10 protein-coding genes and 1 riboswitch are annotated in these 12350 nt (G+C 71.9%); of the genes, 4 read left to right on the plus strand and 6 right to left on the minus strand.

Going from position 1 to position 12350, the window contains the following annotated elements:
- Positions 1-129 precede the first annotated feature (129 nt).
- The gene (locus C1N81_RS20810; RefSeq protein WP_394431275.1) at positions 130-1527 is read left to right on the plus strand and encodes a M23 family metallopeptidase; all 1398 of its coding nucleotides are present in this window, start codon (positions 130-132) and stop codon (positions 1525-1527) included.
- Positions 1528-1534: 7 nt separating this feature from the next.
- On the opposite strand, the gene pcrA is transcribed toward C1N81_RS20810, so the two are convergent.
- Positions 1535-4027, minus strand: a complete 2493-nt coding sequence (gene pcrA / locus C1N81_RS20815) for a DNA helicase PcrA (RefSeq protein WP_394431277.1) — start codon at positions 4025-4027, stop codon at positions 1535-1537.
- 186 nt (positions 4028-4213) lie between these two features.
- Positions 4214-4387: riboswitch (cyclic di-AMP (ydaO/yuaA leader) on the plus strand.
- An 8-nt stretch (positions 4388-4395) separates the two neighbouring features.
- Between pcrA and C1N81_RS20820 the strand changes: the two genes are divergently transcribed.
- Complete coding sequence (locus C1N81_RS20820; RefSeq protein WP_394431279.1) at positions 4396-5610, plus strand: C40 family peptidase; 1215 nt, start codon at positions 4396-4398, stop codon at positions 5608-5610.
- A gap of 14 nt (positions 5611-5624) precedes the next feature.
- Here C1N81_RS20820 and C1N81_RS20825 read toward each other — a convergent pair whose 3' ends face one another.
- A complete protein-coding gene (locus C1N81_RS20825) occupies positions 5625-5978 on the minus strand; it encodes a hypothetical protein (protein ID WP_394431281.1) in 354 nt (117 codons plus the stop codon).
- A 300-nt stretch (positions 5979-6278) separates the two neighbouring features.
- Here C1N81_RS20825 and C1N81_RS20830 point away from each other — a divergent pair, with 300 nt between their 5' ends.
- Positions 6279-7325, plus strand: a complete 1047-nt coding sequence (locus C1N81_RS20830) for a C40 family peptidase (RefSeq protein ID WP_394431282.1) — start codon at positions 6279-6281, stop codon at positions 7323-7325.
- A gap of 23 nt (positions 7326-7348) precedes the next feature.
- Here the strand turns inward: C1N81_RS20830 and C1N81_RS20835 are convergent, their stop codons facing one another.
- Complete coding sequence (locus tag C1N81_RS20835; RefSeq protein ID WP_394431284.1) at positions 7349-8227, minus strand: RNA polymerase sigma-70 factor; 879 nt, start codon at positions 8225-8227, stop codon at positions 7349-7351.
- A 215-nt stretch (positions 8228-8442) separates the two neighbouring features.
- Here C1N81_RS20835 and C1N81_RS20840 point away from each other — a divergent pair, with 215 nt between their 5' ends.
- Positions 8443-8937 carry a carboxymuconolactone decarboxylase family protein gene (locus tag C1N81_RS20840; RefSeq protein ID WP_394431286.1) on the plus strand — a complete coding sequence of 165 codons (495 nt, stop codon included), beginning with the start codon at positions 8443-8445 and terminating at the stop codon, positions 8935-8937.
- A 54-nt stretch (positions 8938-8991) separates the two neighbouring features.
- Here the strand turns inward: C1N81_RS20840 and C1N81_RS20845 are convergent, their stop codons facing one another.
- The 3 genes from C1N81_RS20845 to C1N81_RS20855 form a co-directional block, all read right to left on the minus strand.
- Entirely contained in the window at positions 8992-9687 is a 696-nt protein-coding gene (locus tag C1N81_RS20845) for a L,D-transpeptidase (RefSeq protein ID WP_394431288.1), read from the minus strand.
- Complete coding sequence (locus C1N81_RS20850; RefSeq protein ID WP_394431290.1) at positions 9684-11423, minus strand: choice-of-anchor A family protein; 1740 nt, start codon at positions 11421-11423, stop codon at positions 9684-9686. Before C1N81_RS20850 ends, C1N81_RS20845 begins: the two co-directional genes overlap by 4 nt.
- A gap of 171 nt (positions 11424-11594) precedes the next feature.
- Entirely contained in the window at positions 11595-12233 is a 639-nt protein-coding gene (locus tag C1N81_RS20855; protein WP_394431292.1) for a TetR/AcrR family transcriptional regulator, read from the minus strand.
- Between the last annotated feature and the right edge of the window lie 117 nt (positions 12234-12350).

The raw sequence follows: 12350 nt of genomic DNA on the forward strand, positions 1-12350 counted from the left end.
CGAAAGGCGGCTGATTGCCCGATTACGCGGGGCACGAAACCTGCCGAAGATTGTCCCGCCCTCGTACCGCCGGGTACAGTCGCCGACACTGCTCTGGCAGCCCCTGTTGTCGAGGCGAAAGAGAAGTTGGTGAACGACCGTCATCCGTCGGGGACCGCGCACTACGCGGCGTTCGACGGGCACTCCACGACCAGCTTCGGCGCCGACCCCCTCTTCGGTGACCTTCCGGGCGACACCTCGTACAACGCGGCGTCGTACGACACGGGTTCCCACGAATCGGGTTTCTACAACACGGGCCAGTGGCCGACTTCCTCGTACGACACCTCCGCGTACGCCTACGGCACGAGCGGGTACGAGACGGGCAGCTACGAGACGGGCAGTTACGACACGACCGCCGTCTGGGCGGTGAGCGAGGAGCAGCAGCACACCGGCCAGTGGCCCGCCCAGTCCTACGACACGCAGGCGTACGGCACACCGGTCTACGACATGCGGCCCGACGCCACCCAGACCTTCGAGGCGCCGGTCTTCGGGACGACGGCCTACGACACGGGCGCGTACGACGCCACCGCGTGGAACTCGGCGGAGCCCGATCCCGCCACCGACACCGCGGCCCACGCCTACGTTCCGGACCAGTACAGCCCCGCCGAATACCCTCAGGCGCACGACGAGCCGGAGCCCGTACCCGAGCTCGAACTCGAACCCGACGCTGAGCCGGAGCCGGAGGCCGCGCCCGAGTTCAAGCCCCGCGCGGAGACGCGTGCGGAGGGCCGCGCGGCGACCCGTTCAGCCGCCCGTTCCAGGCGCCGCACCCCCGCGAAACGTTCCGCGCTGCTGACCATCGCGGTGCCGTCGGTGTGCGTGGTCGGGGTCGCCGGGATCGCGGCGGCGTCGGTGGGCGGCGGCGGGGACGACGCCGGGCAGGCACAGGCGATGTCGGCGCCCGACGCGAGCGCGGTGAAACCGTCCGTCGCCAACAACCAGCTGGACACGCAGCTGAAGGATCTCTCCGCGGACGCGGGCGACTTCGCCGACCGGGCGAGCCGCACGCAGGAGCGGATCGATCTGCGGGCGCAGCAGGAGGAGGACCGCAAGAAGGCCGCCGAGGAGGCCGCGCGCAAGGAGGCGGCGCGCCCCAAGTTCGCGCTGCCGGTCGCGCGGCACGGGCTGAGCGCCTACTTCGGGCAGGCGGGCATCAACTGGATGTCCGTGCACAGCGGCATCGACTTCCCCGTCTGGTACGGGACGCCGGTGATGGCGGCGACCGACGGGACCGTGCGCACGCAGTTCAACACGGCGTACGGAAACATGGCGATAGTCACCGCGAAGGACGGTACGGAGACGTGGTACTGCCACCTCTCCTCGTACACCGTGGCGAACGGGCCCGTGAAGGCCGGTGACGTGATCGCGCACTCGGGCAACTCGGGCAACTCCACCGGACCGCACCTGCACTTCGAGGTGCGGCCGAACGGCGGCGCAGCGATCGACCCCCTGCCGTGGCTCCGCAGCCACGGCCTGGACCCGACGTAAGAACCGCTTACAACTTCTCGACCGGCGCGTACCGCAGCAGGAGCCGCTTCGGCTTCGGGTCGCCGAAGTCGATCGTCGCCTCCGCGTTCCCTCCCGAGCCGCCGACGCCGACGACCGTGCCGAGGCCGAACTGGTCGTGGGTGACGCGGTCACCGACGGCCAGGGAGACCACCGGCTTCTCGTTGGCGCGGCGCGTGGCGAACGCCGGGGTCGTACGGGAGCGCGACGAGGACAGTGACGCGGCGATGCCGCCCCCGATGCCCTTCGTGGAGGGCGCCGGGGCGGAGCCGCCCTTGCGCTTCCACTCCAGGTGCGTGTCCGGGATCTCCTCCAGGAAGCGCGAGGGCGGGTTGTACGAGGGCTGGCCCCAGGCACTGCGCATGGAGGAGCGGGTCAGGTACAGCCGCTCCCGCGCGCGCGTGATGCCGACGTAGGCCAGGCGGCGCTCCTCCTCCAGCTCCTTGGTCTGGCCGAGGGAGCGCATGTGCGGGAAGACGCCGTCCTCCATGCCCGTCAGGAAGACGACGGGGAATTCGAGGCCCTTGGCGGTGTGCAGGGTCATCAGGGTGATGACGCCGCTGCCGTCGTCCTCCTCGTCGGGGATCTGGTCGGAGTCGGCGACGAGCGCGACCCGCTCCAGGAAGGCGGAGAGATCGGCACCCCCGGTCTCCCCTTCGGCGCCCTCGCCCTCACCCTCGGTGGCCGCCTGCGCGGCCTCCTGCTCGAATTCCAGGGCGACGGCGGCGAGTTCCTGCAGGTTCTCGATGCGGGTCTCGTCCTGCGGGTCGGTGGAGGACTGCAGCTCGGCGAGGTATCCGGTGCGCTCCAGGACGGCCTCCAGGACGGTGGCCGGTCCGGCGCCGGACTCGACGATGGTCCGCAGGTCCTCCATGAGGGTGTTGAACCGCTTCACGGCGTTGGTCGAGCGGGCCGCCATGCCGTACGCCTCGTCGACGCGGCGCAGCGCCTGCGGGAAGGAGATCTTCTCGCGCTGCGAGAGGGCGTCGATCATGGCTTCGGCGCGGTCGCCGATGCCGCGCTTCGGCACGTTCAGAATGCGGCGCAGGGGGACGGAGTCCTCGGGGTTCGCCAGCACGCGCAGGTAGGCGAGGACGTCCCGGACCTCCTTGCGCTCGTAGAAGCGGACGCCGCCGACGACCTTGTAGGGCAGGCCGACACGGATGAAGATCTCTTCGAAGACACGGGACTGCGCGTTGGTCCGGTAGAAGACGGCGACGTCCCCGGCCTTCGCCTCGCCGGCGTCGGTGAGCCGGTCGATCTCCTCGGCGACGAACTGGGCCTCGTCGTGCTCGGTGTCCGCGACGTAGCCGGTGATCTGGGAGCCCGCGCCCGCGTTGGTCCACAGGTTCTTGGGGCGGCGCGACTCGTTGCGCTCGATCACCGCGTTGGCGGCGCTGAGGATCGTCTGGGTGGAGCGGTAGTTCTGCTCCAGGAGGATCGTCGTCGCGTCCGGGTAGTCCTCCTCGAACTGGAGGATGTTGCGGATCGTGGCGCCGCGGAACGCGTAGATCGACTGGTCGGCGTCGCCGACGACGCACAGCTCGGCGGGGTCGGCGTCCTCCCCCTCCGCCGGCCCGACCAGTTCGCGCACGAGCGCGTACTGCGCGTGGTTGGTGTCCTGGTACTCGTCGACGAGGACGTGGCGGAAGCGGCGCCGGTAGTGCTCGGCGACGTCGGGGAACGCGCGCAGCAGGTTGACCGTGGTCATGATCAGGTCGTCGAAGTCGAGGGCGTTGGCCTCCCTCAGCCGCGACTGGTACATCGCGTACGCCTGGGCGACGGACTTCTCGAACCCGTCGGCGGCGGTCTTGGCGAAGTCTTCCTCGTCGATCAGCTCGTTCTTCAGGTTCGAGATCTTGGCGCTGAAGGACTTCGGCGGGAACTTCTTCGGGTCGAGGTCCAGGTCGCGGCAGACCAGGGCCATGAGCCGCTTGCTGTCGGCGGCGTCGTAGATCGAGAACGACGAGGTGAAGCCGAGCTTCTTCGACTCGCGGCGCAGGATGCGCACGCAGGCGCTGTGGAAGGTGGAGACCCACATCGCGTTCGCCCGCGGGCCCACCAGGGACTCGACGCGCTCCTTCATCTCGCCCGCGGCCTTGTTCGTGAAGGTGATCGCGAGGATCTGGCCGGGGTGCACGCCGCGCTCGCCGAGGAGGTGGGCGATGCGGTGGGTGAGGACGCGGGTCTTGCCGGAACCGGCGCCCGCGACGATGAGCAGGGGCGAGCCGCCGTGCACGACGGCCGCCCGCTGGTTCTCGTTCAGCCCCTCCAGCAGCGCCGCCGCGTCCACGGCCGGGCGCGGCGCGCCGCCCCGGTAGTAGGCGTCCCTGGCCGGGGGTACGTCGAACTTCCCGCCGAACAGGTCGTCCGGGATCGGCTCGGGCTCCGGTCCGTCGTGCTCGCTGTCGGGCGGCGGCGGGGGCCCATCGGTCCGGTTCTGGAGGCCCGCCAGGAAGCTGTCGTCAAAGAGGCTGCTCATCGCCTTACGAGTTTAGGCGGACCCACTGACACGCCGCCCCCTCCTTCAGGACACCGCGCCGCACTGTCGCCAAGGTCACGAAAATGTATCGGGCATATCGAACAACATCCTTCACAGCGGCATCACGAGTTGGCTACGGTGCTGCGCGGGCCGTCCGTCCCCACGACCGCGAGCGCCGCGGCGAGCGGGCTGCCCCCGCCGAGTCCCGTACGCCGTGAGGTAGGGAACCGGGGACCCACCGAACCTGGGGTGAATCGGCCGGGCGGTTCGCTGTCGGCGACAGCGGGCGGCCGGCCGTAGGGCAGCCTTCCGTACGCCCGAACCCGACAGCTAACCCGGTAGGCGGAGCACGGAAGGAGTCGCCTGCCTTGGCGTCGCACCGCAAGCCGCGCACCCGCTCCCGGATGACCGGTGGCCTGCGCACCACCCCCGCGGTCGGGATCACGACCGCCGCCCTCACCTCCGTCGCCCTGCTGTCGCAGACCGCCCAGGCGGCGCCCGCGCCGGCGAAGCCGAGCCTCGAAGAGGTGCGCAAGAAGGTCGACACGCTGTACCGGCAGGCGGAGACCGCCACGCAGAAGTACAACGCGGCCAAGGAGCAGACCGACAGCAAGAAGCGGCAGGTCGACAGGCTCCTCGACGACATCGCGAAGCGCACCGACCAGATGAACACGGCCCGCCAGGAGCTGGGCCGGTTCGCCGCCGAGCAGTACCGGACGGGCGGGATCAGCGACACCGCGACGATGTTCCTCGCGGACGACCCCGAGGACTACTTCGCGCAGGACCGGCTGCTCAGCCGGGCGACGGCGGACCAGAAGAAGGCCGTCGACGCCTACCAGGAGCAGCAGCGGGCGACCGCGGAGAAGCGCACCGAGGCGCAGGAGAACCTGCGTCAGCTCACCTCCTCGCAGACCGAGCTGCGGACGTCGAAGCAGAGCGTGCAGTCGAAGCTGTCCGACGCCCGTGAGCTGCTGTCGAAGCTGACCGCGGAGGAGAAGCGGCGGCTCGCCGCGATCGAGAAGAAGAAGGAGGAGGCGGCCCGCAAGAAGGCCGCCGAGCTGGCGGCGAAGCAGAAGGCGGAGGAGGAGCAAAAGCGGAAGGCGGCGGCGGAGGCGGCGGCCCAGGAGCAGGCGGATTCGGGCGCCGGTTCAGGCTCGGGCAGCACCGGGTCGACGGGGTCCGGCTCGTCCGGCAGCGCCTCCGGTAGCGCCTCGTCCGGTTACGCGGCGAAGGCGGCGCAGGCGCTCGCGTTCGCCAAGGCCCAGGAGGGCAAGCCGTACGTGTGGGGCGCGACGGGGCCGGGCTCGTACGACTGCTCGGGCCTCACGCAGGCGGCGTGGAAGGCCGCGGGCATCTCGCTGCCGCGCACGACCTGGGACCAGGTGGAGGCCGGCACGACGGTCCCGCTCTCCGACATCCAACCCGGTGACCTGGTCTTCTTCTACGACGACATCAGCCACGTCGGCCTCTACCTCGGCGACGGGATGATGATCCACGCGCCGAAGCCGGGCGCGTACGTCCGCGAGGAGTCGATCTACTACGACGGGACGTCCTCGATCCACAGCGTGGTGCGGCCCGCCTGACGACGAGCGGGTGCTCAGGTCCAGAGCACCGCGATGAAGATGTTGGCGAGGGTGAGGGCGCCGACGGCCGCGAACAGGCCCTTCTCCGCCTTCTCCTCGTCACGCTTCACATAGACGATGCCGAGGATGACGATCAGGACCGCCAGCTTCACGCCGATCTTGATGTTGTTGACGGTGTGGTCGTCGGCCTGGTTGAGGCCGACCAGGGCGACACCGGTCACCAGCATGGTCAGCGCGCCATGCAGCATCGCCTTGTTGAATCGGGCCTCGCCCCGGCCCAGCGCCGACATCTGCGTGAGGAAACCGCCGAGCAGCGCGGCGATGCCGATGATGTGCAGGCCGACGAAGAAATGGATGAGTACGTCCATGGTTGCGGAGCCTAATGGGGCGTCTGTCGTGCGCTGACAGCGGGCGGCGTCGGACAGCGGGCTGTCACTCCGCGCCACCGCCCGTAAACAAGGGGTCAGTTGCGAACAATGCGCGGCCGACCCGTTACGCCGAGGTTTAGCGTCCTTGCTCAGGTGACCGGCTCCCCACCGCCGCCCGGGCCAGGGGCGGCAGCCGGACACCACCGCCGAGAAAGGTCCGGCGGCGGCCAGCTCCCCCTGTGCGGGCCGCCGCCGGACGTGCGACGAGGCGGCAGTACGACCGGAAGGACGTGGCACTTCGTGCCGGCAGCGCATCGCAAGCCCCGCCAGCGTGTCCTCGGTGGCAGCACGGTCCGCACCGCGGCCACCTTCGCCCTCGCCTCCGCGGCGTCCGTCACCGCCCTCGACGGCGGCGCGGCGCACGCCGAGCCGGACCTCACCCCCGCTCAGGTGAAGGCGAAGGTCGACCGGCTGTACCAGGAGGCGGAGGTCGCCACCGAGAAGTACAACGGCGCGAAGGAGAAGGCCGGGCAGGCCCGTCAGCGGGTGGACGCCTTGCAGGACGAGGCGTCCCGCAGGACCGAGTCCCTGAACTCCCGGCGCGAGCGGCTCGGCGCGGTCGCGGCGGCGCAGTACCGCTCGGGCGGCGTCGACCCGTCCGTCCAGCTCCTCCTCTCCTCCGCCCCCGACCGCTACCTCGACCGGGCGGCGCTCGCGGACCGTGTCGGCACGCGGCAGGCGGCCACGCTCGCGGGGGTCCGCAAGGAGCTGCGGGAGATCGACCAGCTGCGCGCGCAGGCCGACGGGTCGCTCGCGGAACTGCGCGCCAAGCAGGCCGAGCTGAAGAAGCAGAAGAAGACGGTGACGGGGAAGCTGGCGGAGGCGCGCGCGCTGCTCGACCGGCTGACACCGGCGGCCCGGGCGACGGCGACGGGCGCCGCAGACCGGGCCTCACGCTCCACGACCCGGGGTGGCGCGATCACGGCCGAGGCGCCGAACTCCCGCGCCGCCGCGGCGATCTCGTTCGCGCGGGGTGCGCTCGGCAGCCCGTACGTCTGGGGCGCCACCGGCCCGAACGCGTTCGACTGCTCGGGGCTCACGCAGGCCGCCTACCGCGCGGCGGGGGTGTCCCTGCCGCGCACGACGTACGCGCAGATCGACGCGGGCCAGCGCGTTCCGCGCTCCCAGCTCCGCCCCGGTGACCTGGTGTTCTTCTATTCCGGGATCAGCCATGTCGGCCTCTACATCGGCGGCGGCCAGATGATCCACGCCCCGAACCCGAGCGCGCCGGTGCGGATCGCGCCGATCGACCAGATGCCGTTCGCGGGGGCGACGCGGGTCGCATAGCGCATAGCGGCGGGCCCGGGCGGTCAGCGGCTCACGGGGGTCTCGCGGTCGACCCGCGCCAGCTTCTCCGGGTTGCGGACGGCGTAGAGCCCGGTGACGAGGCCGTCGTCGATACGGACCGCGACGGCGGCGACGAGTGCGCCGCCGAGGCGGAGCACGAGGCCCGGGGCGCCGTTGATCCGGGTCGGCTCGGCCGAGACGCCGGTGGTGGTGAAACGGACGAGGACCTCGGTGACGTCCGCGATGCCGACGACCGGGGCGAGGGCGGCGCGGACGACGCCGCCGCCGTCGCCGAGGAAGACGACGTCCGGGGCGAGCATGTCGAGCAGACCCTGCAGGTCACCGGTGTCGACGGCCCGCTGGAACGCGGCGAGGGCGCCGCGGGTCTCGGCGGGCGACACGGTGCCGCGCGGCCGTCGTGCCGCGACGTGGGCGCGGGCCCGGTGCGCGATCTGCCGGACGGCGGCCGGGCTCTTGTCGACGGCCTCCGCGATCTCGTCGTAGCCGAGGTCGAACACCTCGCGCAGGACGAACACGGCGCGCTCGGTCGGCGCGAGGGTCTCCAGGACGAGCAGCATCGCCATCGAGACGCTGTCGGCCAGTTCGACGTCCTCGGCGACGTCGGGCGCGGTGAGCAGCGGCTCCGGGAGCCAGGGGCCCACGTACGACTCCTTGCGGCGGCCCAGCGTACGGAGGCGGGACAGGGCCTGCCGGGTGGTGATCCGGACGAGGTAGGCGCGCTGGTTGACCACGGTCGCGAGGTCGACGCCGCTCCAGCGCAGCCAGGTCTCCTGGAGCACGTCCTCGGCGTCGGCGGCGGAGCCGAGCATCTCGTAGGCGACGGTGAAGAGGAGGTTGCGGTGGGCGACGAAGGCTTCGGTGGCGGGGTCGGCGGCGGCCATGTGGGGCTCCTGATTCTGTTCCGCGTCCGGTCGGTTCGCCCATGGGACACCGGCCGGCGGCCGCCTGTGACAGCCGATACCGACCGGCTCGGGGTGATTCAGGTCACAGGGCAGTGGCGTCACGGCAAGCCGGCCGCCGGCATCCCATGCCCGACAGGACGCCGCGCCACGAGGTGCGGCGCCGGGGAACCCGTACCGAAGGACGAAGCGACGCCATGACGCAGCACACGCAGCACACGGACCACCACGCCCACAGCCCCCGCCTCGACCTCTTCGGCGACCCGGTGGTGGCCAAGGCCCTGAAGTACTTCGCCTCCGCGAGCCAGGCCCTCATCACCGGCTCCCGCGTCCCGAGGACCACCCAGGACCTGATCCTCCTCCGGGCCAGCCAGATCAACGGCTGCGGCTTCTGCACCGCCGTGCACAGCAAGGACCTCGCCGACGCGGGCGAGAGCGCGGCCCGCGTCCACCTGGTCGCCGCCTGGCGCGAGGCCACCGTCCACACGGACGCCGAGCGTGCCGCCCTCGAACTGGCGGAGCAGGGCACGCGCATCGCCGACGCGGCGGGGGGCGTCCCGGACGAGGTCTGGGAGCGCGCGGCCAAGCACTACGACGAGGGACAGCTCGCCGCGCTCATCGCGTTCATCAGCCTCATCAACGCGTCCAACCGGATGGGGGTGATGAACCGGATGGCGGGCGGGGCGGCCTGAACGCCGCGCTCCGCCGCCCGGCCCGTCTTCCTCGGCGCCGCGCCGCGCCGGGCCTCAGCCTCGCGTGCCCGGCTTCGAGCCCCAGACGTAGACCTTGTCGCCCTTGGCCAGGAGGTTCCAGAGGCGCTTCGCGTCGGGGACGGTCAGGTTGACGCAGCCCGCCGAGCCGCCGCCGTCGAAGAGGTGGCCGGGGTGGCCGTGCAGGGCCTGGCCGCGGTCGAAGAACTGGGCGTAGGGCATGGGCGCGTTGTCGTAGAGGGTGGAGCGGTGGTGGCGGCTGCGCCAGTAGACGGTGTGCCAGCCCGTGCGGGTCTCCTGGAGGTCGCGTCCGGTGCGGACGGGGACCGGGGCGAACCGGATCCGCTTCTTCTGCTGGACCCAGAGGAGTTGGCGGCCGAGGTCGACGCAGGTGACCCGGTACGTGCGGACGGGGCAGCGGCCGGCGGCGTTCGGGTTCGGGCGGGCCTGGACGGCGACCAGGGTGCGGTAGGTGCCGAGGTCGGCGTAGCCGTCCTTGCGGGGCATCCGGTGTTTCGTCTGGAGGGCGCGGATGGCCTCGCAGTCGGCGCGGGACTGGACGCCGTCGACCGGGCGGTGCAGATGTTTCTCGAGTTCGCGCTGGTAGGGGCCGGTCGGGGCGGTGCAGGCGGGGGCGGCGGCCGCCGGGGTGGCGGCGGTCGCGAGCCCCGGGCCCAGGGTGAGGAGGCAGAGGAGGATCGCCGGTCCGCGTCCGCGACCCGGCGTTCTCATTTGCCGCCCTTTCCTTGCTCGCCCCGCTTGTTCTTCAGCGTCACTGTCACCCCTTGCTCGCTGTTCGCCGCCGTGAGGCGGTAGGGGCCGAAGACCCGGTCGGCCGGGAGGACATAGCCCTCGGGGACCGCCGTCTCCCGCAGGTAGTAGGTGCCGGGGCGCAGGCCCGTGAAGCGGCAGATCCCCGCGCGGTCGGTGGCGCAGCCGGGGCCCACGCGGGTGTCCCGTCGCGTGCCGGTCGTCTGGAGTCCCTTGCGGCCGTTGGTCTCGCGCCAGGCCTCGAAGACGGCTCCGGCGAGCCGCGCGCCCGTCTTGGCGTCCTTCTTCACCACGCGGAGGGAGCCCTTGGCGGCCGGAGTCGTCTCGCGCCGGTTGTCGGCCGTGATCTCGACGCCACTGCCCGTGTCGGCCGGGGTGAGGGTGAGGGGGCCGAAGACGTTCGGGGAGGGCCGCTCGTACCCGGCGGGGGCCGATGTCTCGCGCCAGTAGTAGGTGCCCGTCCGTACGGCCTTCTGGCAGACGCCGTCCGCGCCGGTCGTGCAGGGGTCGCCGACCTGGGTGTCGGGGTCGCCGCCCGAGGTCTGCAGCCCGTCGGTCCCGTTGGTCTCGCGCCACAGCTGGAACTCCGCGCCGGGCAGCGGCGCGTGCGTGTCGGCGTCGCGCTTGACCACCTTGACCTGGCCGATGACGTTCGGTGTCACGCAGGCGGGCAGGTCGCCGTTGAACGGGTAGGCGTGGAACTCCTGGCCGCCGTTGCCCGCGGGGCTGGTGTGGGTGAGGGAGCCGGTGGTGAAGAAGCGGCCGTTGATGCCGGGCAGGGACACGGTCGTCGTCGACCGCTGGTCGCCGATCAGGAAGCTGCCCTGGAACTGTCCCGTGCCCTTCAGGTCGACCGAGACGGCGTCCGGGAAGTTCCACAGGAGCCGGTCGCGGTAGGAGTTGAGGGGGTCCGTCGCGTCGTCGATGCCGCCGCTGTAGGTGTTGATGATGCGCGCGTCGCCGACCATGTTGACCAGGATGGTCGCGCCTTTGGGGATCTTGGCGAAGACGACGCCCTGCTGTCCGCCGCCCGAGCCCACGAGGTCGAAGTCGACGTTGAAGACCTGGAGCTTCGACGTGCCGTCCCCGGTGAACAGGGTCTGGTAGCCCTGGTTGACGGTGGTGCCGGTCGCCTCGCGGGGCTCGCCGCCCTCTCGCGCGTAGCACTGGCTGGCGGTGGAGAGGTCGTCGCGCAGGTTCTCGTACGGGGCTGCCGCGTCGGGGTCGTGCACGAGCCTGGCCGCGTTGATGGTGCCGGTGGTGTCGACCCCGTACCGGACGACGCCGCGCTCGGCGAGCAGCCGCTGTCCGTCCGCGACATTGACGCTGCCGCCCGTGGTCAGCCAGTCCGCCCCGTCCGACGGGGGCACGCGGGAGCCGACGCCCGCCTCCCCGATGTCGTAGACGCTGCTGCCGCCCGACTTGTTCAGGTCGAAGTTCCCGAGGACGACGCTGCGCCCCTCGGCCTCGGCCGCGCCGCCCCTGACCAGGAAGTCGTCGCCGACGAAGATGTTGACGGCGTCGTCGCGGCCGGCGTACGAGCCGTTGTTGATGCCCGGGTACGGGTCCGGGCAGTCGCCGGGGACGCACGGGCCGAGGCCGCCCGGCAGCGGGGCGGCGGCCGCCGGAGCGGCCGCCAGGCCGAGGCCGAGGACGGGGAGCAGCCCCGCGACCAGCGCCCACGCCAGAGCGGTCACGCCGGTACGGGACCGCCGGGCTGCCGCCGGTAGGAACGTCGTATGCATGCGGCCCATCGTCCACAGGGCCGCGCGCCCGCTCGTGCCGACGCTCCCGGACGACACCGGTATGGCGCAGAGGGGCGCGGCGCGGTCACAGGGCCCGGTGGGGCGCAGAGGGGCGCGGCGCGGTCACAGCGCCTTGAGCGCCGCCGCCGTGGCCGCCGCCAGCCGTTGCAGATGGCCCTTCGGCAGCGCCGGGTTCCTGACGACCACGGAGCGCCAGTAGAGCGGGCCCGAGATCAGGTCGAGCGCGAGGTCCTCGTCGAGGCCGTCGCGGAGTTCGCCGCGGGTGATCGCCGCCGTGACGATTCCGGCGGCGACCCCGTGCTGGCCCTCCCGGAGTGCTTTCTGGAGGGCGTCGGCGATCTCCGGGTTGCGGGCCGCCTCCGCCTGGAGGTCGGGGAGGATCTGGCCGGCGACGGGGTGTTTCAGGGCGCGGGACATGACCTTGTAGAGGAGCAGCAGGTCCTCGTCGAGCGAGCCGGTGTCCGGTGCGGGCAGGCCCTGGACCGCCAGCGCGGAGACCAGGTCGAGGACGAGGTGGAGCTTGGAGCGCCAGCGGCGGTAGACCGCGGTCTTCCCGACGCCCGCGCGGCGCGCGATGCCCTCGATGGACATCCGGGCGTAGCCGACGGCGGCGAGTTCCTCGAAGACGGCGGCCCGGATGGCGTCGGTCACGTCCTCGCGGAGGACGGCGGCCCCGGCCGGGGCCCGGCGCCGTGGCGGCGGCTTGGGGGCTTCGGCGTTGGTCGTCATGCGGCCCAGCATAGTTCCGTGACGACGAAACGGTTGCGTTCCGACGTACGGACGGCCTACGCTCACGTCACGACGATACGGGCCCGTCCCGACGTAAACGGCAGGCAAACAGCTGGTTTCCGCAAGCCC

The organism is Streptomyces sp. SGAir0957 (genome assembly GCF_043523415.1).